This is a genomic window from Massilia sp. Root418 (genome assembly GCF_001425265.1).
Taxonomy (GTDB): domain Bacteria; phylum Pseudomonadota; class Gammaproteobacteria; order Burkholderiales; family Burkholderiaceae_D; genus Rugamonas.
On the sequence record NZ_LMEC01000022.1, the window covers coordinates 360,275 to 385,816 of the forward strand.

Genomic DNA, 25,542 nt, shown 5'->3' on the forward strand with positions numbered 1-25,542 from the left:
GTTATCTCCCCGGAATTAAAAAAGGCACGGTGGAAACCGTGCCTTTCGATGCTACACCTGATCAGGTGGTCAGTGGCTTGTAGCGGATGCGTTTCGGCTTGGCGCCTTCTTCACCCAGGCGTTTCTTCTTGTCGGCTTCGTATTCCTGATAGTTACCGTCGAAGAAGGTCACTTGCGAGTTGCCTTCGAAGGCCAGGATGTGGGTGGCGATACGGTCCAGGAACCAGCGATCGTGGGAGATCACCATCACAGAACCGGCGAATTCCAGCAGCGCGTCTTCCAGTGCGCGCAGGGTTTCCACGTCCAGGTCGTTCGACGGTTCATCGAGCAGCAGGACGTTGCCGCCCATCAGCAGGGTTTTCGCCAGGTGCAGGCGGCCGCGCTCACCGCCGGACAGGTTGCCGACGATCTTCTGCTGGTCGCCGCCCTTGAAGTTGAAGCGGCCCAGGTAGGCGCGCGACGGCATTTCGAAGCGGCCCACGCTCAGCATGTCGGCGCCGCCGGTCACGTCCTCGAACACGGTCTTGGAATCGGACAGCGCGTCGCGGTGCTGGTCGACAATGGAGACCTTGGCGGTCTTGCCGATGATGACTTCGCCGCTGTCCGGGGTTTCCTTGCCGGTGATCATCTTGAACAGCGTCGACTTACCGGCGCCGTTGGGGCCGATGATGCCGACGATGGCGCCGGCCGGAATCGTGAAGCTCAGGTTGTCGATCAGCATGCGGTCGCCGAAGGACTTGGACACGTTCTTGAACTCGATCACCTCATTGCCCAGGCGCTCGGCCACAGGGATAAAGATCTCCTGCGTTTCGTTGCGCTTCTGGTATTCGTGCTCGCTCAGCTCGTTGAAGCGGGCCAGGCGGGCCTTGGACTTGGCCTGGCGTGCCTTCGGATTCTGGCGCGACCATTCCAGTTCCTTCTGCAGCGCCTTCTGGCGCGCCGACTCAGTGGCTTCTTCCTGCTTCAGGCGGGCCTGTTTCTGGTCCAGCCAGGAGCTGTAGTTGCCTTTCCATGGAATGCCGCTGCCGCGGTCCAGTTCCAGGATCCATTCGGCCGCGTTGTCCAGGAAGTAGCGGTCGTGGGTGATGCCTACCACGGTGCCCGGGAAGCGCAGCAGGAACTGTTCCAGCCATTCCACCGATTCCGCGTCCAGGTGGTTGGTTGGTTCGTCGAGCAGCAGCATGTCGGGCTTGGACAGCAGCAGCTTGCACAGCGCCACGCGGCGCTTTTCACCGCCGGACAGCACGCCGATCTTGGCGTCCCACGGCGGCAGGCGCAGCGCGTCGGCGGCCATTTCCAGCTGCAGGTTCAGGTTGCCGCCGTCGGAGGACGAGATGATGGCTTCCAGGCGCGCCTGTTCGGCGGCCAGCGCGTCGAAGTCGGCGTCTTCTTCGGCGTAGGCGGCGTACACGGCGTCCAGCTTGGCTTGTGCTTCAAAGGCTTCGCCCAGGCCGGATTCCACTTCCTGGCGCACGGTTTTTTCAGGATCCAGCTGCGGTTCCTGCGGCAGGTAGCCAATGTTCAGACCCGGCATCGGGCGCGCTTCGCCCTGGATGTCGGTGTCGATGCCGGCCATAATTTTCAGCAAGGTCGATTTACCGGAGCCGTTCAGGCCCAGCACGCCGATCTTCGCGCCCGGGAAGAAGGACAGCGAAATATCTTTCAGAATCTGGCGCTTGGGCGGGACGATTTTGCCCACGCGGTTCATGGTATAGACGTAGTTTGCCATTAGGAAATTCTCGATATGTTACGAAGGTCAACAAGGATACGCCAAACGCCTGATTCCAGCTAGCGGCGAGCGGTGTTTCATTGCTTTGTTGTCATCACGTAGTCCGTGCGAACGCCGAAGCTCAGGCTGGAAAACACGGTTTCATAATCGGTGCCGTCGCCGCGCGCCGCCGGTGTGGTCCAGACCACGTTCAGCAGCCAGCGTCCCGGCCCGGGCATCATGAAGTTTGCGCGGCCGTCGGAATCGCTGAGCTGGCGTTCCAGCGCGTGGCTGTCGTGGTCCAGGTCGGTCAGCTTGACGAGGGCGCCGGGCAGGGGCTGGCCATGGAACATCACCGTCACCGGCAGCAAGTCCGGCCGGGGTTGCTGTGACGGGCTGCATCCCAGCACAATTTCAAGCGGCAGGCCCAGCGCGGCGGTGGCCAGTTGCTGGTCACCCCTGCCGGGCGGACCGCTGTCGACCAACGCCTTGGCCACGCGGCTGTAGCGCTCGGCGCCGTCCTCGTTCATCAGGCGGTTGCGGGCGCGGTAAGAGAAGGCGGCCATCAGGCCTTCCTCGCGCAGGTAGCTGTTGAAACGCGCGGCGGGCAGGTGGCTTTGCGCCTGGTCGTCGGTTTCCAGCGCCACCATGTGCGCGCCGCTGCCGCGCGGCTGAAAACTGGCCGCCCCTGCGGCGGGCTGCACGTCCTCGCTGGCGCCGCCGGGCGCGTGGACGGTGAGGCGCTTGACGCGCCGCGCGGGGAGGGCTGACGGCTGCCTTGCTTCGCCGTGGCCGACCAGCAACCGCAGGGCGGTGGTAGTGCCGCTGGCAGGGAAGAAATTGTCTGGCTGGATCCAGAAGTCGTGCGCCGCTGCGGGCGGGGCAAGGGCGCAGGACAGCAGGAGCGGCGCGGTGATTCGGTGAATGATGGCTGTCATGGCTGCGGCGCTGCCATGAAGGGGAATACGGTGTTCGAATGCGCGCTGTCGTCAGCGTGCACGCCGTCGTCGATGCCGGTGTTCGCGCCCGCCGCCAGCAGCGAGCGGTACACGTTCACGGCGTCGTAATCCAGCGCGCGGCCGCCGCAATCGCCGCCATGGGGAGACGCCGGCCGGATGGCAGCCAGTTCCACCGCGAACAGCTGGGTGCAGGTGGTGGAGGCGCTGTTGACCCACAGGCGGTCGTCCGCCAGCAGGGTGGCCAGCGCCGTATAGCGCCCGGTGGGAGCGGCCCGCGTGTCGGCCAGCAGCTGGTTGCCGCACTCGCCGTCGTAGCCGTCGTACAGGGCCAGCGACTGCGCGATGTGGGAAATGAACTCGGCTGCCGTGGCCGGCGTGGCTTCGTTGTATTTCAACTTGAGCGCGTCGCTGATGTCGTCCGCTTCCAGTGGCGCCAGCAGGGCGTTGCCGGTCAGGGGACGGCCGGCGCGGTCGATGCGCCGGCCATGCAGGGAGGTGTCCGCCCAGACGGCGAGTAGCGGTCCACCCTGGTTGACGGCTTCCAGGTCGACGGTGACGACGATGGCCGATGACGTCCAGCCGGCCAGGAAGTTCTGCGCGGGGCCGCCGGCCGTGTGGCGCCAGCGCTGCAGCAGCTCCCCGGCTTGCACCGCGCTGAATTGCGGGCAGCCTGCCGCGTCGCGCGGCGTGCCATTGCGCAGCAGCGCCGCCGCGTAGTTGAATGCGTCGCGCGATCCCTTCACGTTGTTGAAGAAGGGATCGTCGCGCGGGCCGGCGAACACTTGCAGATGGTCGTTATCCGCGCCGTTGGCCAGCCGGCAGCTGGCCTGCTGCGCGGGGCCGAAGCGGCAGACGATGCTGGTACCCGTCGTGCTGCCAGCCACCATGGCGCCGAAGCGCCGCGCGCTGTCGATATGGAAGGCGTATTCGGCATCCCTGGAGAAGCTGTGGCCGACGATGGTCATGGCCAGGTTGAGCTGGCGGCCGTTGGCGGCGGTCCAGGCGTACAGGTCGCCGATGTCCAGGCGGGGATCGGCAATCACCTGGGGTGAGTCGAGGTGGTCGGAAGCATGTGCGGCGCACAGGCCGCCTGCCGCGAGGGCGGCTATGAGGGCCAGGGTGATCGACAGGGCCGGGCGCAAGATGGGGGGGCAAAGCGTTTTCATGGGTGTCCTTGATCTGTGTGACCGTTCAGCAGGGCTTCGTGGAATGCGGCGAGATTGAATGCGGCGCCTTAGGCTTTTTCCGAGCGTGCCCGCAGCTGCCTGATACGGAGGTAGGCCAGGCCTTCGGCCCCCGGCTTCCCGGGCATGGCGGCGCATTGCGCGGCAATGGCGCCGGCCTGCGCCTGCTGCATGCCTGTCGTTGCGGCCAGGTAGGCGGCGGCGCGGCGTTGCGTCCAGCTGGCGCCCTGCATGCCGGTGTCGGCGGCCATGCGCGCCGCCGCCGCCAGTTCCATGCGACGCCATGCATGCCGGGCCGCCGGCTCCGCGTACAGTCCCATCTCCTCGCCCAGCGAGGCGGCGTACAGGCTCCAGCCCGCGCCCCACGGCATGCCCGCCGCGCGGCGGTCTTCGGTTTGGAAGTGGCGGCCCGGCCTGCCTGTACGCAGCAACGTGGCGGGGATGGCGGCGGCATCGGCGCCGGCCGGGCTGGCAACTGCCACCCAGTAGATTGCTGGACGGCCGCCATCGGCGGTGGGCGGTGTCACGTAATCGGCTTGCGCGGCCCGGCCGGCGGACGGCACTTGCGGCGCAATGTCGATAAATCCGTCAGGCTGCCGCTGGAACAGGGCGGGCATCGCAGCGGCGATGTGGTCGTTGGCGGCGCGGTAGGCGGCCAGGATACGGTCTTCGGACAGGCGGGAAGCAGCTGTGGTCCCGCCAGGCGGGGCCGGAGGGGCTAAGGACGGACCCTGGTGGTCCATGTGGGCTGCCTCCGAAGCCAGCAGGCGCTGTATTCGGCGCACTTCGCGCAAGGCCTCATGGTGAATTGCCAGCGCCGGCGCAGGCCTGCCTTGCGCCGCTTGCGAGACTGAGGGCCACAAGGCCGCACCAAGTCCGGCCAGCGGCCATGCCAGCGCCGCCAGCAGCAGGGCGCGCAGCAGTGCGGAAACCGGCGCCGGGACCAGCGTCCGGGGCGCCGCGCGCGGCACCAGCGCTGGATTCGCCTCGGCGGGCCTCATGCCCGGCTCCCCGGCGTGCGCACCGAACCGGAAGCGTGGGCCCACAGCGCCCGGGCCTCGGCGACGATGACGCCGGGCCGCTCCTCGGGCCAGAACAGCTTGCTGCCGGCCAGCTTGCGCACGCCGCGCGACTTGCCCAGCGTGCGCTCCAGGTACTGCGCGCCTGCGTTGGAAAAGATCGTGTCTGCGCTGCCCCACAGGATGCGGGCCGGCGCGGCGGACGCCTTCAGGCCGGCCTCCACCCCCGCCAGCACATTACGCTCAAGACTGATGGCGTAGGCATGTACCAGCTGCTTGCGCGCCGGCGTGGCGACCAGAGGCCGCAAATAGCAATCGATGGCTTCGTCGCTCGGCTGGTGCGGGTCCTGGTAGCATTGACCGCCCAGGCCTTCGGCTGAACGGGCCAGCGCCTTGTCGGCCACCCAGGCAGCCAGCCACTGGTCGGCAAACGTGCCGGCATGCGCCATCGCTATCACCGGCTCCATCGCCTTGGGCGGGCACTCGATCTCGCTGTCGCAATTGGTGAGCAGCACCGAGCGCACGCGCTCTGGATGGCGCGTCATCAGCAACTGCGCGATGGCGCCGCCGCTGTCGTTCGCCACCAGGTCGACCTTGCCGGCGCCCAGCTGGTCCAGCAAGGCCACCAGCATTGCCACTTGCGCATCCGGCCCCACGTCCTGGCCTGGCGCCACCTCGGTGTAGCCGAGCCCGAGAAAGTCCGGGGCGATGCAGCGGCGCACGGCGGACAGCGGCCCGATCACGCCGCGCCACTGGAAGCTGTTGAGGGGGAAGCCATGCAGGAACAGCGCTGCCTCGCCGCTGCCGCGCTCCATGTAAGCGATGTTGCCGAAGCGCGTGGCGGCGAACTTGCGGCTGGCGTGGAATTCGGCCGCGCTCATGCCGGCGGGGCCGGGATTTGCCACGCGCGCCGCGCGCGCCGGGCTTGCCGCCAGTGCAGCCAGGCCGATGGACATTCCGATGAAATCTCTGCGCAACATGGTCAGCTCCTTGATGGGTTGGTGCTGCCATGGTGGCGATTGCCGCGCTTTCCATCAATTACCGGCGGTGTCATGCCGCCATGACCTGGGAGGTCATGGAAGCGCGCCGCCCGCTTCATTACAATGGCGCCATGAATACCAAAACATCCTCCGTGGCCGGCGCCGTGCCGGTGGGTGCCATGCTGCGCGAATGGCGCATCGTGCGCCGTCTGAGCCAGCTCGACCTGGCGCTGCAGGCCGACATTTCGTCGCGCCACCTGAGTTATGTGGAAACCGGCAAGGCGCAGCCCAGCCGCGAAATGATCGCGCGGCTATGCGAATCGCTGGAAGTGCCGCTGCGGCACCGCAACGAGCTGCTGATGGCGGGCGGTTTTGCGCCCAGGTACGCGGAGACGGGACTGGGTGCGCCCAGGCTGGCGCAGATGCGCTACGCCGTGGAAGCCATGCTGGCGCAACAGGAGCCTTACCCTGCCTTCCTGCTGAACAGGCACTGGGACATCGTGATGGCCAACCAGGCCGCGCAAAGGCTCAACCGCTTCATGCTGGGCGGGCGCGACAGCCGCCACGCCAACATGCTGCGCATGATCTTCGATCCGGACGACCTGCGGCCCGCCTTCGCCAACTGGGAGGAGCTGGCCGGCAACCTGCTGCGGCACTTGCATAACGAGGTGGCGGCCTCGCCCACGGACGGCAAGGCCAAGGCCCTGCTCGACGAAATGCTGGCCTATCCGGGCGTGCCGCTGCACTGGCGGCACCGGGAGCTGGAGAGCGCGCCGGCGCCGGTGCTCACCACCACGTTTGCGCGCCACGGCGTGCGGCTTGGCTTTTTCTCCACCATCACCACCTTCGGCACACCGCGCGACGTCACGCTGGATGAACTGCACGTGGAATCGTGCTTCCCGCTGGACGAGGAAACGGCGGCGTTCTGCCGCCAGTTGCGATAGTTGCGATAGTTGCGATAGGTGCGCTAGTTGCCGGCGCCGGTCCAGCGGCTGAAGGGCGCTGCGTCCACGCCGGCCGGGATATACCATTTGCGGCGCTTGGGATCCCAGCGCGCGCCCAGTTGCTTGGCCTCGTCCTTTTCCGCGAACGGCACGTTCAGCACCGTCACCGCCCGTGCGGACTGGCCGGATGGACTGGATTGGCCGGCGCGCGGCGCCGGCGCGTCGGCGGCAGGCAGCATGACGGCGGGCGCGCTGGCCTCCACCATGGAGCCGTCGGCGCGGACCTCCATCCATTGCACGCTGCCGTCCGCGAGGACGGTGCTCATTTTGTACGGCGGATCAAACGGCGGTGTGATGCTCATGTTCTGGCTGTGCTCCTGTGCGTGAACGGCTGGACGCACATTATAGAGTGCGCGCCGCGGCGCCGGCAGCGCTTGCGCGGCGCGCGGCCCACAGTCCCTCGGCCATGTATAGGCCCAGCGCGCTCCAGATCACGATGAAGCCGGCCAGCCGCTCGGGCGAGAACGCCTCGTGGAAAAACCACACCCCCAGCAGCATCTGCATGGTGGGCGACAGGTATTGCAGCATGCCCAGCACCCCCATGGGAATGCGGCGCGCGCCGGCCGCGAACAGCAGCAGCGGAATGGCGGTGATCGGCCCGGCCGCCGCCAGCAGCCAGCGCGTGCTGTCGTGCGGCGAATTAAGGAAGGTGTTCTGGCCGTGCAGGGACAACCACGCCACATAGCCCAGCGCCAGGGGGAACAGGATGATGGTTTCGAACGACAGCCCCTCCAGCGCCGCCAGCGCGGCGGTCTTGCGCAGCAGGCCGTAGCCGCCGAAGGTGATGCCCAGTATCAGCGCAATGTAGGGCGGCCGGCCAGCCTGCCAGGTCAGCCAGGCCACGCCGCAGGCCGCGATGCCGATGGCGATCCACTGCCCGCGCCGCATCTTTTCCTTCAACACCAGCATGCCCAGCAGCACATTGACCAGCGGATTGATGAAATAGCCCAGGCTGCCCTCGATCACGTGGCCATTGTTGACGGCCCAGATATAGACAAACCAGTTCGCGGTCAGCAATATCGCACTTGCAACAAAACTGGCCACCACGCGCGGCTTGCGCAGCACGTCCGGCAGCCAGCGCCACTGGCCGCGCACGGTCAGCACCAGTGCCAGGAAAAGCAGCGACCACAGCATGCGGTGGGCCAGGATTTCGACCGGCGGCACCTCGCCGATGGCGTGGAAATACAGCGGGAACAGGCCCCAGCAGAAGAATGCCAGAACGGCGTACAGGATGCCTGTATTCATGAAATTGGACGTGGGCAACGGCGGGTCTGCCATTATCAGGGAAAACGCCGGTTTTCGCTGGCGGCGGTAGAATGGGTTGCTCGAACAGCGGAGTCCGGCCATGCCAGAATGCACTTGCAAATTGACCATAGTTGGCCTATTGTGCAACGCACCAGAACAAACTCAGGTGCAATCTTGACGTCGGAACATAAGAAAAGCAGCCTCGTCGCATTGACGCTAGCTGCGGTCGGCATCGTCTACGGCGATATCGGCACCAGTCCCCTGTACACCCTCAAAACCATCTTCGACCCGGAACACGGGCTCGCGCTGAACACCCCCAACCTGCTTGGCATCATCTCCCTAATCTTCTGGGGGCTGACCATGATCGTCTCGCTCAAATACGTCAGCCTGGTGCTGCGCGCGGACAACCGCGGCGAGGGCGGCATCATGGCGCTGATGGCGCTGGCCCTCAATTCGGTCAGCAAGCGCTCCGGCTGGCACGGTCCGCTGCTGCTGCTGGGCGTGTTCGGCGCCACCATGTTCTACGGCGACAGCGTGGTCACCCCCGCCATTTCCGTGCTGGGCGCCATCGAAGGCCTGGAAGTGGCCGCGCCCGCGCTGGCGCAGTACGTGGTGCCGCTGACCATCATCGTGCTGGTGTCGCTGTACGCGGTGCAGCGCCACGGCACCGCCGGCATCGGCCGCTTCTTCGGCCCCATCATGGTGGTCTGGTTCGTGGCGCTGGCCGTGATGGGCGTGATGAATATCGCCGAGGCGCCGCAGATCCTGGCCGCGCTCAATCCCCTGCACGCCTTCCGCTTCATGCTGGAGAATAAATATAGCGGCTTCGTGGCGCTGGGCGCGGTGGTGCTGGCCTTCACCGGTGCCGAGGCGCTGTACGCCGACATGGGCCACTTCGGCAAGAAGCCGATCCGCATGGCCTGGTTCCTGGTGGCCATGCCGGCGCTGGCGCTGAACTACCTGGGGCAGGGCGCGCTGCTGATCGCCCGTCCCGAAGCGATTTCCAATCCCTTCTTCCAGCAGCTGGGCAGCTGGAGCGTGTACCCGCTGGTGGTGCTGTCGACCATGGCGGCGGTGATCGCCTCGCAGGCCACCATTTCCGGCACCTTCTCCATGACCAAGCAAGCCATCGCCCTGGGCCTGCTGCCGCGCATGCGCGTGATGCACACCTCGGAGAGCGAAATCGGCCAGATCTACATCCCGGCCGTGAACTGGCTGCAGCTGGTGGTGGTGCTGATTGCCGTGGTGGGCTTCGGCTCGTCCGACAAGCTGGCCGGCGCCTACGGCATCGCCGTCACCGCCACCATGCTGTGCACCACCATCCTGACCTTCTTCGTGATCCGCTACCGCTGGCACTTGCCGCTGGTGCTGTGCTTCGCCGCCACCGGCTTCTTCATCGCCATCGACATCATGCTGTTCTCGGCGTCCACGCTCAAGCTGCTGCACGGCGGCTTCTTCCCGCTGCTGCTGGGCGGCGTGCTGCTGACGGTGATGCTGACCTGGCGCGAAGGCCGCGACCTGGTGTTCAAGAACCTGGAAAAGCACGCCATCCCGCTGGAAGCCTTCCTGTCCTCGTTGTTCCTGGCCCCGCCGACGCGCGTGTTCGGCACCGCCATCTTCCTGCGCGGCGAGAGCGACGGCGTGCCGCACGCGCTGCTGCACAACCTGTCGCACAACAAGGTACTGCACGAGCGCGTGGTGTTCATCACCGTGCACATCGTGGAAGAGCCATGGGTGACGCCGGAGGAACAGGTCAAGATCGTCGACCTCGGCCACCAGTGCTACCAGGTCAACGTGCAATACGGCTTCAAGGACGAACCGGACATTCCCAATGTGCTCACCCTGTGCGGCAAGCACGGGCTGGAGTTCGATATGATGGAGACTTCCTTCTTCATCGCGCGCCAGACTGTCATCTCCACCCCGGGCGCGGGCATGGCGTCCTGGCGCGAGAGCCTGTTCGTCACCATGTCGCGCAATGCGCGCGCGGCGGCGGATTATTACCAGATTCCGCCCAACCGGGTAATTGAACTGGGCACGCAGGTGGAAATTTGAGACAGGGAATTTGTAACTGAATGTTCCGCCTGAAAGGGCGCCTTGGCAGTCTGCTACACTTCTGCTCCGACGGCGCCCGGATGGCGGTGCCCGCGCCAGTTACATCTTCAACAAATACAAAGGTAATCATGAAATCGATGTTCCAATTGATCGCGTCGCTCGCCTGCGTGGCGGCGCTGACCGCATGCGGCTCGCCGGCCAGCACCAACAAGGCCGAAGAGCTGCCGCCGCAGCCGGCGTACGCGAAAACCGAACTGGCGGCCGGCAGCGGCGACCCGGTAGTGGCCAACGACCTGGTGCAAGTAACCTATTCGACCTTCCTGTACGACTCGACCAAGCCCAATTCGCGCGGCGCCCAGGTGGACGGCTCGCCGTCGGCCATTTACGCCATCGGCACCGGCCGCTGGCTGCCGGGCGCGGACCAGGGCGTGATCGGCATGCGCAAGGGCGGCACCGTGCAGCTGGTGCTGCCGACCAACCTGGCCTATGGCGTCTATACCTTCGCCAACCCGGCGTACGCGCCGGCCAAGGTGGCGGCCAATACGCCGGTGGTCATGGAAATCACGGTGCTCGGCATCAGCAAGCCGTCGCCGTCGGCCCAGGTCACCATCATCGACAAGGTGATCGGCACCGGCGCCGAAGTGACCGCCACCAAGACCCTGACCGTGCACTACACCGGCTGGATCTATGACAAGACTGCGGCCGACCAGCACGGCGCCAAGTTCGACAGCTCGGTCGACAAGGGCACGCCGTTCGACTTCACCTTGAACAGCAGCGTGATCGAAGGCTGGAAGCGCGGCGTGGTCGGCATGAAGGTGGGCGGCAAGCGCACCCTGATCATCCCGCCGGAACTGGGCTACGGCTTCACCGCCCAGACCAATATTCCTGCCGGTTCCACGCTGATCTTCGACATCGAACTGCTGAGCATGAAGTAAGTCCGGCGGATCAAGGAAAAAGGGCGGCCTGTTTGGCCGCCCTTTTTTTTTTTATATTTTACGGCACCAGTGTGAAGTTTACGCCGCTCTGGTTGGCTGCGGTAATGTCCACCGACGGCACGCTCTTGCGGGTGTAGCCGGTGGCCGTGGCGTCCACCTGGTATTTGCCCACGCCCGGGAGCACCGTGGCTGCGCTGGTGAACACCAGCGGCAGCGTGGGGCTATAGACGGCGTATTGTGGCGCGGCCAGCGGCAGGTTGGCCAGCGTGTACGCGCCCGTGGCCAGGTCGGCGCCCTGGTACTTGATGGTGACCGCCGGGCCGGCGGCAAAGGTTTGCTTGGCCGCCACGTAGGCCGCTTCCGTGGCGCTGGCCGGCGCCAGGGTAACGGTGCCGGCGATGCTGCCGGTGAGCGAGGCCGGCAGCGTAATGGGCGCGCTGGCCGGGCTCACGGCCACCATGGCGCTAGTGCTGGTCACAGGCACCGCCCCCACCACGGCGGCGGCGCGGCTGTCCGCCGTCACCACCACGTCGTAGTTGCCGAGCGGGAGGCGCGTGAGCGCGAACTCGCCGGTGGTGGCGTTCGGCACGGTGCTGCTGATCACGGCGCCATTCTGCTGCGCGCTCACCATCACGCGGCTGCCGAGCAGGCTGGTGGCGACGTAGCCGCTGATGCCGTTCAGCGCGGTGGGAATCACCTTGACCACCGGTTTCAGCGCGTATTTGCCGTTGCCGCGGGTGACCACGGACTTGCAGGCGTCGAAGTCCAGCACCAGGTCCACGCGCTGGCCGGCGGCCACGTCGAACTCATTGGTCAGCTTGATGCCGCTTTGTACCGCGCTGGGGGTCTCCAGCGATACCTCGGCGGTGCCGCCGGACGGCACCACCGAGTTGGCCAGGCCGTTGCCGGTGTTCGGGTCCAGCACCAGGCGCAGCTGCGTGTAGTGACCTGCCGCCAGCGAGGTCTGGCCCAGGGCGTCCAGCGTGCCGTTGGTCAGGTTCAGCAGGTTGATCTTGCGGGCGGGGGACAGGGTGATGTCGCTCCAGCCGCTGTCGGTGTCGGTCGCCGCGCTGCTCTGGTGCACGCGCACCTTGCTGACGGTGACGTTGACGGCGTCGAAGCCGCAGGCCGGGGCATCGGTCAGAGACACGCCCAGCGTGCCCAGGGTCACCGGCGGCGGGGTGCTGCTGCCTCCGCCGCCGCCGCCGCAGGCGGCCAGGGAAAGGCTGAGCGCGCTGGCGGCAGCCAGGGCGCCGGAGCGGGTGAGGGAACGGGCGGATGTCTTCATGATTGGCCTCTCTTGGGATGGCGTTCTTCGGCGTAGGTAGCGATGAGTTCGCTACTCAGCCATTATCCGCCCCCCGGAGAGGCCACTACGTGCGTTGGCGCACATAGTGACTTGCAAGAAACAACTTTTACATTGCCCTCCGCGCCGGTGGGCGCGAGCCTATCCGCGCAAGGCCAAAGCAGGCGAGATGCGCAGCGCCGCCGCGGTGTGGCGCGCGGTGGCCAGCAGCGCCACCAGCGCGGCCAGCGCCAGCGCCGCCAGCAGCGGCCAGGCGCCCATCGGCGCGTGCTCCACGTAGCCTGCCAGGTAGCGCCGTATGGCCAGCGCCGCCAGCGGCAGGCCCAAAACCGCGCCGGCTGCGATCAGCGCCGCGAATTCGCGCCCCACCAGGCGCGCGATGGCGGCGCGCCCCGCGCCGTGCAGCTTGCGCAGCACAATCTCCTTGCGGCTGCGCTGCACGCTATAGGCCGACAGCACGTAGATGCCGCATGCCGCCAGTACCACCGCGATCATGCTGGACCAGGCCAGCATGCGCGCCAGCCGCACGTCGTCCGCGTAGGCCAGGCCGAACAGGCTGCTGGCGGTCTGCAGTTCCAGCACGCTGTCCGGGAAGTACTGCTTGAACAGCGGCGCGATGCTGGCGTGCGCGCTGGCCGCATCCTCGCTGGTGCGCACCGTCAGCACCTGGGCTTCCGCCACGCGGTACACCAGCGGCTGGGCCGCCTGCTTCAGGCTCTGGTAGCGCACTTCCGGCGCAATGCCGATGATCTGCACCGAGCGTTCGCCGTTGGTGATGAACTGGCCTACTGCCGCTTCCGGCGTGGCAAAACCCAGCGCCAGTGCGGCCGCCGCATTGATCACGCGGGCCTGCGAGGCTGGCTGGTCGCGTCCCGGCTCGAACAGGCGGCCGTGCAGCGGCTTCAGGCCGTACACCTGGAAGAACTCCGGGCTGACCGTGCGGAATTCCAGGCTGATGATCTCCCCGGTGCGGGCCGGCATGGTGGAAATCATCTTCATGCCATCGCGGCCCGCCGCTTCCGACATGGCGGCAACGCCGCGCACACCGGGCAAGCGCGCCAGTGCCTGCATGAAGCCGTCGGCGGCCGGCTTGCCGGTTTCCTGAGGCAGGTCCAGCACCAGCATGCCGCTGGGGTTGAAGCCCCGGTCGGCCTTGGCGGCGTAGTCGGCCTGCCAGGCGATGGCCAGGGTGGCGCCGCTGAGCGCCATGGCGGTGGCGAACTGCAGCACCGTCAGCACGCGGCGCAGCCACAGGCCACCAGCCGTTTCATGGTCGCCGCGTCCGGCCAGCGCCGCCGCCGGGCGCACCCGCGTGGCCAGTACGGCCGGGTAGAGGCCCGCGCACAAGCCGGTCAGCAGGCCGCCCAGCAGGGCCAGCGCGCAGCTGGCGGGGGAGAACAGGCCGTCCAGCTGGCGCGCCACCAAGCCGCTGAACATGGGCAGGCAGAGCCAGGCCAGTCCCAGCCCGAGCAGCGTGGCCAGCAGCGCCACCACCGAGGACTCGGCAAGGAATTGCGCCACCAGCCGCGCGTGGCTGGCGCCAAGCAGCTTGCGCATGCCGATCTCGCGCTGGCGGCGCAAGGTGCGCACCGTGGCCAGGTTGACGTAATTGCTGGCCGCCAGCGCCAGGATCAGCAGCGCAATCCCCGCCAGTGCGAACACGCTGCCGCGCTGGCCGTAGTTTTCGCTGCTGCGGCCGGAGGCCAGGTCCGGGTCGAAGTACACGTCCGGCATCGCCACCAGGGCTACGTCGGTCACGTTGCGGCCGTTCAGCTTCTTGCCCACCGGGCCGTTACGCCAGCGCGCGTCGAGCGGGTTGGCGTTCACGGCGTCCTGCAGCAGCGCCGCCAGCTGCGTCGGGTCTGCGCCGGGCTTGAGCTTCAGATAGATGCCGCCGCGCCGCTGGAAATTGCTGCGGTGGTCGCCGCGCTCCGGCTCTGCCCATGCCGCGCTGGCGCTGCCCAGCAGCGCTTCGTAGCGCAGGGTGGCGTTGGCGGGGGGATCGGGCAGCACCGCCAGCACTTGCAGCGTTTCCTTCTGCACGCGCAAATAGCGGTTCAGCGCGGAGGCGCCGCCGAAGATCTTGCGCGCGGTGCTGGCCGTCACCGCAATGCCTTCCGGCCTTGTCAGCGCGGCCTGCAGGTCGCCTTCCAGCGCGCGCAGGCCGAAGATGGCGCCGAATGCGGGGTCCGCGACCAGCAGTTCCGGCGCATGCCGCTCGGCGCCATTCCACAGCGGCAGCTCCAGCCGCTTGGCGATGGTGGAGGCCTCCACCATGCCGCTGGCGTCGGCGGCAGCCTGGATAGGCAGGCCGGCGTACTCGCCCCAGTCCGGACGCGGGAACACGTTGATGCGCTGCTTCACCGACACCACGCGCTGCGCGTCAGGCACGTGGCTGTTGTAGCTCAGGCAGTAATGCACGAAGCCGAGCAGCAGGAAACAGGCGGCGAAGCCGATGGCAAGGCCGAGAATGGCCACGGCGGAATAGGCGCGTTCCTGCAGCAGCAGGCGCCAGCCGATACGAAAGTCTTGTGCTTCCATAAATTCTCCTTAACTGCGCAGGGCCAGCGCCGGCGCAATGCGCAGCGCGGCCAGGGTGTGGCGGAACGTGGCGGCCAGCGAGACGGCCAGCACGGCGGCCAGCGCCGCGAGCAGCGTCCAGGCGCCGATGGGCGCCTGCTCGGCGAAACCGGACAGGTAGCGCTGGATCGCCAGCGCCGCCAGGGGCAGGCCCGCCAGCGCGGCGCCGCCCGCCATCCAGGCGAACTCCCTGCCCAGCAGCCGGGCCACGGCGCTGCGCCGCGCGCCGTACAGCTTGCGCAGCACGATCTCGCGCGCCCGCCGCTGCACGTTGTAGGCCGCCAGCACATAGATACCGAAGGCCGACAGCAGCAGCGCCATGGCGCTGCCCGCCGCCAGCATGGCCGCCAGTCGGGCGTCGTCCTGGTAGTTGTCGGCGAAGTAGCTGACGGCGCGGTGCATGTCGGGAATCGCGTTCGGGAAGTACTGCCGCCACAGCGCGTCGGCGGCGCGTTCCAGGTCGGCCATGCTGCCGCTGTGGCGCACCGTCAGCACCGACACGGCGCGGTGGTTGCGGTATATCACCGGCGCTGGCGTTTCACGCAGCGACTGGTAGCGCAGATCCGGCACCACGCCGATCACCACCGGCCGCACCTCGCCCTTGCGCCCATCCAGCGCCACGCTCTGGCCCACGGCGTCCTGCGGCGAGCCGAAGCCCAGCGCCCTGGCCGCCGCCACGTTGAGCACCACCGCATCGTCGTTCTGCTCCTGCTCGCGCTGCGGGTCGAAGCTGCGGCCCGCCAGCGGTTTCACGCCGTACACCTGGAAGAAGGTGGGCGAGACCGCGCGCTCCTGCAAGGTGACGGACTTGCCGGCGGCGGTGCGCACCGGATTGGTCACGCCCAGGTAGGAGCGCCCCGCAGGCGACGGCGAGTAAGCCACGCCTTCCACGCCAGGAACCCTGAGCAAGGCTTCGCTCAGTTGCCGCGCGGCCTGCCCTTCCCCCATTTGCACCGGCAGCTCCAGCACCAGCAAGGGGCGCGGATCGAAGCCCGGACTGGCGTTGCTGGCGAAGCGCGTCTGCCACGCCACCGCCAGGGTGATGGCCACCAGCGCCATGGCGCAGGACATCTGGAACACGGTGACGCCGCGCCGCAGCCAGGTGGTGCCGTGGGTCTCCTGCCCGCCGCGCGCAGCCAGCGCCTGGGTTGGCCGCACGCGCAGCGCCAGCCATGCCGGATGCAGGCCGGCCAGCACGCCGGTAAGCAGGCCCACGGCGAGCGCCGCCAGCACGGCGCCCGGTCCCCAGACGGCGCCCAGGGGCCGGTTCAGCAGCTGCGCGCAGGCCGGCAGCAGCAGCCAGGCCAGCAGCAGGCCGGCCGCCGCCGCCAGCATGGTGGCCAGCAGCGATTCGGCCAGCAGCATGGCGGCCACCCTGGCGTGGCTTGCGCCCAGCACTTTGCGCATGGCGATTTCGGCGCGCCTGCGCATCACCCGCACGGTGGCCAAATTCACGTAGTTGATGGCGGCCAGCAGGAGAATCAGTGCACCCACGGCGGCCACGCCCAGCACCAGCCTGACGTCGCCGTGCCCGCTGCCGTTGCCGGTCAGGTCGGGGTCGAAATACCAGTCGCGCAGGGAGCTCAGGCCGATGTCGGACAGCTTACGGCCCTGCAGGCGCTGCAGCAGGTCCGGCGGCAGGGTGGCGGCCAGCGGCGAGCGGTCGGACGCATCCTGCATCACGCGCTGCAGCGCCTGCGGTGTGGCGCCGGGCGCCAGCCGCACGTAGAGGCGGGAGATGATGCCGCCCCAGTTGGACGCCAGGTGTTTGTCCAGGCGCCTGCGCATCTTCTCCGGCCACATCTGGCTGCCGGTTCCCATCAGCGCCGCGTAGGGCAGGGTGGTGGCGGCCGGCGGATCGGGCAGGATGGCGGCCACCTTGTATTGCATGTTTTCCAGCGTCAGCGTCTTGCCCAGCACCCCGCGCGCGGCGCCCAGCAGCTGGCGCGCCTTGCTTTCGGTGAGCGCGACCGCGTCGGGCTGCTGCAGCGCCGCCGCCAAGTCACCCTCCAGCGCGCGCAGGCCAAGCACCTTCGGCATGGCGGGGCTCACCAGCACGAAATCCAGCGTGCCCAGCGCGCCTTCCTGGCGCAGCGTGGCGGTGCCGGGAAGGGCCACGGCTGCCGCCTGCACCAGCGGGCTCTCTTCGGCAACCGCCAGCAGGTTGATCGGCGTGTTGTCGAACCAGCCGGGCGGCTCCAACAGGTTGATGCGGTTCTTGGCCACGTAGACCCGGTCCGCCTGCGGCACGTGGCTGTCGTAGCTGAAGCTGAAGTGCACATAGGCCATCAGCAGGAAGCAGGCCGCGAAGCCCAGCGCCAGGCCGAGGATGGTGACGGCCGAGTAGCCGCGCTCCTGCAGCAGCAGACGCCAGCCGATACGGAAATCGGACCCGTTCATGCTGCGCGCAGCGCGTCCACCATGATGCGGCCGTCCAGCAGATTCAGCGTGCGCGAAGCCTGCGCCGCGTGCGACGGCGAGTGCGTCACCATCACCACGGTGGTGCCTTCGGCGTTGATGGTGCGCAGCAGGCGCATCACCTCGTCGCCGTGGGCGGTGTCCAGGTTGCCGGTCGGTTCATCGGCCAGCAGCAGGGCCGGCCCGGACACCAGCGCGCGCGCGATGGCCACGCGCTGCTGCTGGCCGCCGGACAGCTGGGATGGGCGGTGGCCAGCGCGGTGCAGCACGCCCAGCTTGTTCAGCATGGCCGTCACCCTGGCCTTGCGCTCGCTCTTGGCCATGCCGGTGTATTCCAGCGCCAGTTCCACGTTCTCGAACACGCTCAGTTCCTCGATCAGGTTGAAGCTCTGGAAGATGAAGCCGATGCGGCCGCGCCGCAGTTCGTTCAGCTTCGCCTCGCTCCAGCCGGCCACGTTCTGGCCGTCGAACCAGTACTCGCCGCTGCTGGGCACATCGAGCAGGCCCAGAAGGCTGAGCAGGGTGGACTTGCCGCAGCCCGAAGGCCCGGTGATGGCAACGTATTCGCCGGCATCGATCTGCAGGTCGATGCGGTCCAGGGCGGTGGTCTGGATTTCGCCCGCCAGGTGGGTTTTGCTGACGCCTGAAAGCTTGAGCATGGGGGTTCCTTTTCGTTGGTGGTGAGCTTACTTGGAAATCTGCAGCCTGGGTGAATCGCCGAACGCCGTGTAGCCGGACACGATGACGCGCTCGCCGACGGCCAGGCCGGACAGCACTTCGAGCTGGGCGTTGTTGCGGCGGCCGCTGCGGATGGCGCGCCGCTCGGCCACGCTGCCGTCCTGGGTAACGACGAACACCCAAGTGCCGCCGCTGTCGTTGAGGAAGGCGCCGTTCGGCAGCAGCAGCGCGGGCGCGGGTTCGCCCAGCGTGATGGTGGCGTCCACGCTCTGGCCCGGGCTGAGCGCCTCCGGCTGCGCGGCGCTGAAGGTCAGCTCCACGGTGAAACGGCCGTCCTTGATCTGCGGGTAAATGGTGGACACGTCCACCGCGTAGCTGCGGCCGTCCATTTGCACGCTGCCGTGGCGGCCCACCGCCACGCGCTTCAGGTAGTACTCGTCCACCTCGGCGGACAGCTTGAAACGCGCCGGATCGTCGATGCGGCCCACGTGCTTGCCGGTGGCGATGGACTCGCCCACCTGCAGGCGGAAATCGGTCAGGCGGCCGGCGCTCGGCGCGCGCACCGCCAGCGCCTCCACCGTGGCGCTGACCAGTTTCAGGCCGGACTGCAAGCCGTCCAGCGCCTTGTCCAGCTGCGCCAGCGCGGTGCCGCGCACGCGGCGGTCGGTGTCGTCGCTGGCCTGCGCCTGCGCCAGCACGCGCCACTGCTGCGCCAGGCGGTCGGCCGACTCTTCCAATGCCACGGCGGACAGGAAGCCCTGCGCCGCCAGCTTCTCGTCGCGCGCGTGGCGTTTCTGCGCCTGCTCCATTGCGAAATTGAGATCGTCCAGGCGGCGCTGGTGCTCGCTGCGGCTGGCCTCCTGCGCCACGCGCAGGTTGGACAAGTTGGAAATCTGCTGCGCGTGTTCGGCCTGGCGTGCCAGCAGTTCCAGGTTGCGCTGCGGGTTGGAGATGCGGAACAGCAGCTGGCCCTGTTTCACCAGGTCGCCGTCGCGCGCATAGACCTCCTCGATGCGGCCCGACTCGACCGAATCGAGCATCACCGACTGCAGCGGCTGCGCGGTGGCGCGCACCACGATATCGTCGCGGAACACGCCGCGTTCCACGGCGGCGACGCGCAGCCCGTCCGCCGGCACCTGCAGCCCGCGCGGCATCCAGTACCACAGCGCGAGGGCAAAGGCTGCAAGCGCCAGCGCGCCTGCGGCTGCCAGCGCTATGGCCTTGCCGCGACGCCGGGGCACTACCGTGTCCATGGCGGCGCCGGTGATCAGTTTGGGCTGGGGTGTGGTCATGATGGTTGCGTGCAGTGTGCGATAGAGTGAGCGGCAGGCATGGTATTGCAAGCCCTGTGCCAGGGCTCCGGCAAGGCGGTTTTGCGCGCTTTCCCGGCGTTGCGGCGCGGTGCTTGTCCGCATGCGGACAGGGGCCGGTGTCCGGATCCGGACAGTGCGAAAAAACCGGGGAAACCCATGCTCCGCAAGGCGATCCGTGCTGCTAGAATGCGCCACATGGCCCCCAGCACCGCACACATCCTGATCCTCGACGACGACACCGACGTGGCCTGCGCCGCGCAGATGCTGCTGCGGCGCCGCTACGGCACCATCGCGACATTGAACGACCCCGCGCAGCTGCCCGCCTATCTGGCGCGCAGCACGCCCGACGTGGTCCTGCTTGACTTCAACTTCACTCCCGGCCGCATCGACGGCGCGGAAGGCCTGGCCCTGCTGGACGTGCTGCGCGGTGAACGCTGCGCGGTCATTGCGCTGACGGCGTATGCGGACGTGCCGCTGGCAGTGGAGGCGCTCAAGCGCGGCGCGTGCGACTTCATCACCAAGCCATGGGACAACGCGCGCCTGGTGGCGGCGGTCGATGCTGCGCTGGCGCGCCGTGCCGCCGAGGTGCCGGCCCGGCCCGCAGCAGCAGTAGCCGCGTCGTCCGGCAGTGGCGGCGCCACGGCCGCGCTGATGGGCGATTCGCCCGCCATGCGCAGCGTGAAGGCAATGATCGCCAGCGTCGGCCCAACCGGCGCCAACGTGATGGTGCTGGGCGAAAACGGCGTGGGCAAGGAACTGGTGGCGCGCGCCATCCACCTGGCTTCGCAGCGCGCCGCCGGCACCTTTCTCGCGGTGGACATGGGCGCGCTGCCCGAGTCCACCTTCGAGAGCGAATTGTTCGGCCACCGCAAAGGCTCCTTCACCGATGCCAAGGCCGACCGCGCAGGGCGCTTCCAGGCCGCGCGCGGCGGCTCGCTGTTCCTCGACGAAATCGGCAACATGCCGCTGGCGGCGCAGGCCAAGCTGCTCACGGTGCTGGAGCGCCGCGAGGTGACGCCTATCGGCGCCGATAAGCCGGAGCCCATCGACGTGCGCATCATCAGCGCCACCAACCTGGATGAAGTGCGCCTGTTCGACCCGAATGAATTCCGCCCCGACCTGCTGTTCCGGCTCAACACCATCGTCATCCGCGTGCCGCCGCTGCGTGAACGGCGCGAGGACATTCCCGGCCTGCTGCGCCACTACCTGGACGCTTATGAACGCCAGTACCAGCGCCCTGCGCGTGCCGTAGCGGGCGGCGCGCTGGCCTGGCTGGAGGCGCACCCCTGGCCCGGCAACGTGCGCGCGCTGCGCCACGCCTGCGAACGCGCCGTGATCCTCGGCAGTGGCAGCGAGTATGAGGCCGACGACTTCGGCCTGACCCTGCCGGCGGGCGCCCATCCGCCCGTCGCCGCTGGCGTATCCGCCATCCCCGGCGCGGCATATTCCGGCGTCGGCTCCGCCTCTGGCCGTACCGGCGCGTCCGCCAACGCGGGTGCGGCCCTTGCCGCCGACGCGGCAGGCGACGACCTCACCCTGAACACACTGGAACGCGACGCCATCGCCACAGCCCTGGCCGCTGCCAACGGCAACATCAGCCGCACCGCGCGCATGCTGGGCGTCAGCCGCGCAGCGCTGTACCGCAAGCTGGGCAAGCATGGCATCTGAGCTGCCCGGCATCGAGGCTGACACGGATGCGCACACGGGCGCGGACGTGGACGTGGGCGTGAGCGTGAGCGTGGGCACGGGTACGGGTACAGGCACAGGCACTGGCACGGGCACGGGCGCGAACGCAGCCACCACAGCCTGCCATGCCGCCGCCTACGCCTGCATGGCCGCACTCACCGCCCTGGGCTACGCCGCCGCGCACTACGCCGGCTCGCCCCGGCTGCAAGTGCTGTGCGCGATTGGCGCCATCCTTCCCGCCTGGCTGCTGCATCGCCGCCTCTCCCGCGCCGCAGGCAGCAAGGCCGGCGGCACGGCGTACGCCGCGCACGCCGCCTTCGCATCAGGCCAGCCGTTGGGCCTGACCCCGGACCGGCGCGCGCTGCTGAATGCCGCGCAAGCCCTTGAAGCGCGCCTGGAACACGCGCCCATCGCGCTGTTTTCAATCGAGCACCTGGCCGGCCCGGGGGCGCTCACGCCGCTCAACGCCAGCGCGCGCCGCCTGCTGGCGCCCGGCCGCGCCAGCGATCCGGCGCAGCTAGCGCAGCTGCTGGCGGCGCAGGCGGTTGAGCGCCGCGACCTGGTGAGCTTCGAAACGGAACGCGGCACCGAGCGCGCGCTGGCTTCCGTCACCGCGCTCACGGTGCAGGGCGCGGGCCAGCGCCTGGCCGCGCTGATGCCGGTCGAGAGCGAGCTGGAAGCCGAAGCGATGAATGCATGGCGCCAGCTGGTCCAGGTGCTTACCCACGAGATCATGAATTCGCTCACGCCGGTGGCCTCGCTGTCGCGCACCGCCTGCGACCTGCTGGAGGAAGCCCGGGCCGATCTGGCGCCCGACGTCAGCAGCGACCTGGGCACCGCGCTGGACGCCATCGCGCGCCGCGCCGCCAGCCTGGTGGAATTCGTGGCCAGCTACCGCAGCCTGTCCAGCGTGCCGCAGGCGCAGCCCGAGCGTGTGCACGTGGGCGAGCTGTTTGCCCGCCTGTCCATGTTGATGGCCCCGCAGTGGCTGGCGCGCGGCGGCCGCGCCGAGTTCTCGGTGGAGCCGGCCTCGCTGGACGTGATGGTGGACCCCGGCCAGCTGGAGCAGGCCCTGATCAATTTGCTCAAGAACGCCGCCGAAGCCACGGCGTCCGTGGCGCAGCCGCAGCTGCAGGTGAGTGCGCGCCTGAGCCGGGGAGGGCGGCTGCGGATAGAAGTGGCCGACAACGGTCCCGGCGTGCCGCGCGAGTTGGTCGGGCAAGTGTTCACGCCATTTTTCTCCACCAAGAAGCAGGGCCGAGGCATCGGCCTGGCGATGGTGCGCCACCTGGTGCACGCCAACGGCGGCATGGTGCGCTACGCGAAGCCGGTGGGTGCCGGCGCGCGCTTCATCATCACGTTCTAGACAGTGTTTAACGCAGCATGTCGATGTGCATGATGCCGTCTTCGTCGTACGGGTCGCTCACGCGCGCGAAGCCGAAGCTGCCGTAGAATTTTTCCAGGTAGAGCTGGGCGCCGATGCGGCAGCGGTGGCCGGGGTGTAGCGCTTCGGCGCGGCGCAGGCCTTGCTCCAGCAATTGGCGGCCGATGCCGCTGCCGCGCGCGGATGCTGCCGTCAATACGCGGCCAAGGGACATTTCAGGGAATTTCACACCCGGCGCGATGCAGCGCAGATAGGCTGCGAGCTGGCGTTTGCCGCCGGCGGTGTGCCAGGCCATCAGGTGATGTGCCGCCTGGTCGTAGCCGTCCAGGTCTGAATACAGGCATTTCTGTTCCAGCACGAAGACCTCTTGCCGCTGGCGCAGCACTTCATACAGGTCTTCGCGTGGAATATCTTCAAACTCAAGCCACTGCCACTCAATCATGGTTGCCTCGCATGGAAACGAAGCAACCATTGTAAGGGGCTTTATTCATAGCGTGGCAGAGTGCCGGCTTTCACTGCCTGGGCCAGTTCGGCGCGCACTTCCTGGCGGGTTTTGCCGGCTGCCGGCGCGGTCACGCTGGCGGGGTAGGCTTCACCGTTGAGGATCTGGCCGGCGCGCAGGGCGGCGATGGTTTCCGCTTTCACTTCGGCGCGGGTGCGGGTCGACACGCTGCTGGCGATATTGCCTTGGTAGCCTTCGCCGCTGTTGACGGGTTCGGCGGCGTAGGCGCTGGAGGTCAGGGCGATGACGGCGGCGGCGACGGACAGGATGGATGCTTTCATGGTATTTCTCCTAATGAGTTAAGTTGTGTGCTATTGTTTAGTGTGCTACGTTTTATTCCAGCTTTTCACGCTGCCGCCACCGCCTTTGCGGTAGCGGCGAACCGGTCTTAGACGATGGTCAGGGTCACGTCGATGTTGCCGCGGGTGGCGTTCGAGTAAGGGCACACGATGTGCGCTGCGGCGACCAGCTTTTCAGCGGTTTCGCGGTCCAGGCCTGGCAGCGAGATCTTCAGTTCCACTTCGATGCCGAAGCCGGTTTCGATCGCGCCGATACCCACGGTGCCTTCCACCGACACGTCCGCCGGTACGGCGATCTTGTCGCGGCCGCCCACGAATTTCATGGCGCCCAGGAAGCAAGCCGAGTAACCGGCGGCGAACAGCTGTTCAGGATTGGTGCCGACCGCACCGGCACCGCCCAGTTCTTTCGGGGTGGTCAGTTTCACGTCCAGCACGCCGTCCGAGGAAACAGCGCGGCCTTCGCGGCCACCGGTTGCTTTAGCGTTTGCGCGGTACAGAACTTGTTTGATCGACATGATGATTTCCTTTGCTGTGGGTTAAGTTAGGTTGCTATCTATTAAATCGTGTCCTACTTTTTGCACCGTCTCGCTGTGTTTGCAGCGCCGATGTAGTTACTTTATATCGTGTGCTATGGAATAGCAAGCGATTTCTTTGCGATTGCTTAAAATATTTTTGCGCCGCACGTCAGGTCGCGGCGCAACCGAGGAGGCTTGGCGGTGCGGTCAGGCGCCGGACTGCGCTGCTGCATCGGCCAGCCACTCGGCATCCTGGGCGTTGGCGGCCACCACGGCTGGACGGTGGGCGATGCGCTCCGCGTACGCTGCGATCAGCGATGACTCGGGCAGCAGCTTGAAGGCGTTCATCCAGCCCACCGAGGTGCCCCACAGCACATCGGCCGCGCTAAACTGCTCGCCCAGCAGATACGGCCCCTTGGCAAGCTGGCTGGTGAACAGCGTGAAGATGCTGTCGAAATCGCCGTACGGACACGCCATCTTGTCCACCGCCGGACGCTCCATCCAGCGGTCGATCACGGCCGGCTCGAAGCAGCTGCCGTACAGGGCCATCCAGCGCAGATAGGGGCCGCGCAAGGGATCGCCGAGCGCCGGCGCCAGCCCGGCTGCAGGAAACAGGTCGGCCAGGTAAATGTAGATCGCCACCTGCTCGGTGACCACCGCGCCGTCATGCGTGATGGCGGGGACCTTGCCCATCGGATTGGTGGCCAGGTAGGCGGGGGCGCGGTTTTCGCCCTGCTTCATATTCATGCGGTGCAGTTCAAACGGGGCGTTCAGTTCGCCCAGCAGCGCAAGTACGCCAGTGGAACGTGATTGCGGGCAGTGGTGCAGCGTGAGTTGGCTTGCCATGAGAGTCTCCTGTGGGGGTGGGTAATGTGTAAGCAAGAAGGTAACTTTTGCTATCATCGCTGTCTTGTAAAAACGCGAACACGGCGCTCGCCCGCCGCCCAACTCATGACCCACCTTCTCAAGGCAGCTGACCGGTCGCGGGGCGTCGTCAATCCGGCCGCCGCAAAAAAAGCATTCAGGCTGGAGCGCTATCTGCCCGAGCCGGACCTGGCGTCCGTGATGGAATACTTCTGGCTGCTCGAGTGGAGCTTGCCGGACGGCGCCAGCCACGTGCAGCGCACCTTGCCGTCACCCTGCATCCACCTGGTGTTCGACCAGGGCCGGACGGCGGTGTTCGGCGTGATGACAGGCTCGTTCGAGTACACGCAGCGCGGCAGGGGGCGGGTGCTGGGCGTGCGCTTCCGGCCCGGCGCGTTCCGGGGTTTTCTCGGCAAGCCGGTACAGACGATCACCGACCAGAGCTTGCCGCTGTCGGCGCTGTTCGATTGCGACGACGCGCAGGCGGAGCGCGCCGTGCTGGAAGCGCCGGACGATGCCGCCACGGTGGCCGCCGCCGCCGGCCTGATACGCAGCGCCTTGCCGCCGCCCGATCCGCAAGTCGCCCGCATCGAAGGCATCCTGGACATCATCAGCGGCTCGCCGGGGCTGACGCGGGTGGAGGAGCTGGCGGAACGCGCCCAGCTGAGCGTGCGCCGCCTGCAGATACTGTTCAAGGAATACGTGGGCGTCAATCCGAAATGGGTGATCCGCCGCAACCGTCTGTTGGACGCGGCCGACCAGCTGGCGGGCGGTGTCGAAGTCAACTTGTCCGAGCTGGCGCTGGCACTGGGCTATTACGACCAGGCCCACTTCACGTCGGACTTTGAAAAACTGGTGGGCAAGCCGCCGGGCGACTACCGCCGCTCCTGCCTGGCGCAGGAAACTTAGCC

The 25,542-nt window shown here is 67.6% G+C and carries 22 protein-coding genes; 6 read left to right on the plus strand and 16 right to left on the minus strand.

The genetic code is table 11. The features are described 5' to 3' along the window. Window positions 1-61: 61 nt before the first annotated feature. From ettA to ASC94_RS22235, 5 genes are all read right to left on the minus strand, one after another. Window positions 62-1,729, minus strand: coding sequence for an energy-dependent translational throttle protein EttA (ettA, locus tag ASC94_RS22215; protein WP_056400727.1), 1,668 nt, complete (start codon window positions 1,727-1,729; stop codon window positions 62-64). A gap of 77 nt (window positions 1,730-1,806) precedes the next feature. Then, a complete protein-coding gene (locus ASC94_RS22220) occupies window positions 1,807-2,646 on the minus strand; it encodes a DUF4198 domain-containing protein (RefSeq protein ID WP_056400730.1) in 840 nt (279 codons plus the stop codon). Beyond that, window positions 2,643-3,833: a DUF4331 family protein gene (locus ASC94_RS22225; RefSeq protein ID WP_162251446.1), complete on the minus strand. Its 1,191-nt coding sequence runs from the start codon at window positions 3,831-3,833 to the stop codon at window positions 2,643-2,645. The genes ASC94_RS22220 and ASC94_RS22225 overlap by 4 nt, the downstream gene beginning before the upstream one ends. 68 nt (window positions 3,834-3,901) lie before the next feature. Next, the gene (locus tag ASC94_RS22230; protein ID WP_056400737.1) at window positions 3,902-4,852 is read right to left on the minus strand and encodes a DUF885 family protein; all 951 of its coding nucleotides are present in this window, start codon (window positions 4,850-4,852) and stop codon (window positions 3,902-3,904) included. Next, window positions 4,849-5,850, minus strand: coding sequence for an alpha/beta fold hydrolase (locus tag ASC94_RS22235; protein WP_056400740.1), 1,002 nt, complete (start codon window positions 5,848-5,850; stop codon window positions 4,849-4,851). Before ASC94_RS22235 ends, ASC94_RS22230 begins: the two co-directional genes overlap by 4 nt. A gap of 131 nt (window positions 5,851-5,981) precedes the next feature. Between ASC94_RS22235 and ASC94_RS22240 the strand changes: the two genes are divergently transcribed. Then, the gene (locus ASC94_RS22240; RefSeq protein ID WP_056401509.1) at window positions 5,982-6,794 is read left to right on the plus strand and encodes a helix-turn-helix domain-containing protein; all 813 of its coding nucleotides are present in this window, start codon (window positions 5,982-5,984) and stop codon (window positions 6,792-6,794) included. Window positions 6,795-6,817: 23 nt separating this feature from the next. Here ASC94_RS22240 and ASC94_RS22245 read toward each other — a convergent pair whose 3' ends face one another. Further along, a complete protein-coding gene (locus ASC94_RS22245) occupies window positions 6,818-7,120 on the minus strand; it encodes a DUF5710 domain-containing protein (RefSeq protein ID WP_157201546.1) in 303 nt (100 codons plus the stop codon). A 76-nt stretch (window positions 7,121-7,196) separates the two neighbouring features. Further along, window positions 7,197-8,099: an EamA family transporter RarD gene (gene rarD, locus ASC94_RS22250; RefSeq protein ID WP_056400747.1), complete on the minus strand. Its 903-nt coding sequence runs from the start codon at window positions 8,097-8,099 to the stop codon at window positions 7,197-7,199. A gap of 174 nt (window positions 8,100-8,273) precedes the next feature. Between rarD and ASC94_RS22255 the strand changes: the two genes are divergently transcribed. Together ASC94_RS22255 and ASC94_RS32035 are read left to right on the plus strand one after the other, a co-directional pair. Further along, window positions 8,274-10,151, plus strand: coding sequence for a potassium transporter Kup (locus ASC94_RS22255; RefSeq protein ID WP_056400750.1), 1,878 nt, complete (start codon window positions 8,274-8,276; stop codon window positions 10,149-10,151). Window positions 10,152-10,279: 128 nt separating this feature from the next. Beyond that, the gene (locus ASC94_RS32035) at window positions 10,280-11,086 is read left to right on the plus strand and encodes an FKBP-type peptidyl-prolyl cis-trans isomerase (RefSeq protein ID WP_162251447.1); all 807 of its coding nucleotides are present in this window, start codon (window positions 10,280-10,282) and stop codon (window positions 11,084-11,086) included. 58 nt (window positions 11,087-11,144) lie between these two features. Here the strand turns inward: ASC94_RS32035 and ASC94_RS22265 are convergent, their stop codons facing one another. From ASC94_RS22265 to ASC94_RS22285, 5 genes are all read right to left on the minus strand, one after another. Continuing rightward, complete coding sequence (locus ASC94_RS22265) at window positions 11,145-12,374, minus strand: DUF4382 domain-containing protein (protein WP_056400752.1); 1,230 nt, start codon at window positions 12,372-12,374, stop codon at window positions 11,145-11,147. A gap of 159 nt (window positions 12,375-12,533) precedes the next feature. After that, window positions 12,534-14,933 (minus strand): ABC transporter permease, encoded by a 2,400-nt coding sequence (locus ASC94_RS22270; protein ID WP_056400754.1) that lies wholly within the window; start codon window positions 14,931-14,933, stop codon window positions 12,534-12,536. 9 nt (window positions 14,934-14,942) lie between these two features. Next, a complete protein-coding gene (locus tag ASC94_RS22275) occupies window positions 14,943-17,372 on the minus strand; it encodes an ABC transporter permease (RefSeq protein ID WP_056400759.1) in 2,430 nt (809 codons plus the stop codon). Continuing rightward, a complete protein-coding gene (locus ASC94_RS22280) occupies window positions 17,369-18,049 on the minus strand; it encodes an ABC transporter ATP-binding protein (protein ID WP_056400761.1) in 681 nt (226 codons plus the stop codon). Before ASC94_RS22280 ends, ASC94_RS22275 begins: the two co-directional genes overlap by 4 nt. Window positions 18,050-18,076: 27 nt before the next feature. Beyond that, a complete protein-coding gene (locus ASC94_RS22285) occupies window positions 18,077-19,360 on the minus strand; it encodes an efflux RND transporter periplasmic adaptor subunit (RefSeq protein WP_229417375.1) in 1,284 nt (427 codons plus the stop codon). 216 nt (window positions 19,361-19,576) lie between these two features. Here ASC94_RS22285 and ASC94_RS22290 point away from each other — a divergent pair, with 216 nt between their 5' ends. Then, window positions 19,577-21,049, plus strand: coding sequence for a sigma-54 dependent transcriptional regulator (locus ASC94_RS22290; protein WP_056401518.1), 1,473 nt, complete (start codon window positions 19,577-19,579; stop codon window positions 21,047-21,049). Beyond that, on the plus strand, window positions 21,039-22,433 hold the full coding sequence (locus ASC94_RS22295) for a PAS domain-containing sensor histidine kinase (protein ID WP_229417376.1): 1,395 nt from the start codon (window positions 21,039-21,041) through the stop codon (window positions 22,431-22,433). The genes ASC94_RS22290 and ASC94_RS22295 overlap by 11 nt, the downstream gene beginning before the upstream one ends. A gap of 7 nt (window positions 22,434-22,440) precedes the next feature. Here ASC94_RS22295 and ASC94_RS22300 read toward each other — a convergent pair whose 3' ends face one another. The 4 genes from ASC94_RS22300 to ASC94_RS22315 form a co-directional block, all read right to left on the minus strand. Next, window positions 22,441-22,893, minus strand: a complete 453-nt coding sequence (locus ASC94_RS22300) for a GNAT family N-acetyltransferase (protein WP_056400764.1) — start codon at window positions 22,891-22,893, stop codon at window positions 22,441-22,443. A 41-nt stretch (window positions 22,894-22,934) separates the two neighbouring features. Next, on the minus strand, window positions 22,935-23,234 hold the full coding sequence (locus ASC94_RS22305; protein WP_056400767.1) for a DUF4148 domain-containing protein: 300 nt from the start codon (window positions 23,232-23,234) through the stop codon (window positions 22,935-22,937). A gap of 107 nt (window positions 23,235-23,341) precedes the next feature. Then, a complete protein-coding gene (locus ASC94_RS22310; protein WP_056400770.1) occupies window positions 23,342-23,767 on the minus strand; it encodes an organic hydroperoxide resistance protein in 426 nt (141 codons plus the stop codon). Window positions 23,768-23,974: 207 nt separating this feature from the next. Continuing rightward, window positions 23,975-24,613 carry a glutathione S-transferase family protein gene (locus tag ASC94_RS22315; protein ID WP_056400772.1) on the minus strand — a complete coding sequence of 213 codons (639 nt, stop codon included), beginning with the start codon at window positions 24,611-24,613 and terminating at the stop codon, window positions 23,975-23,977. Between the two features lie 105 nt (window positions 24,614-24,718). On the opposite strand from ASC94_RS22315, the gene ASC94_RS22320 reads away from it, so the two are divergent. After that, window positions 24,719-25,540, plus strand: a complete 822-nt coding sequence (locus ASC94_RS22320) for a helix-turn-helix domain-containing protein (protein WP_056400776.1) — start codon at window positions 24,719-24,721, stop codon at window positions 25,538-25,540. Window positions 25,541-25,542 lie beyond the last annotated feature (2 nt).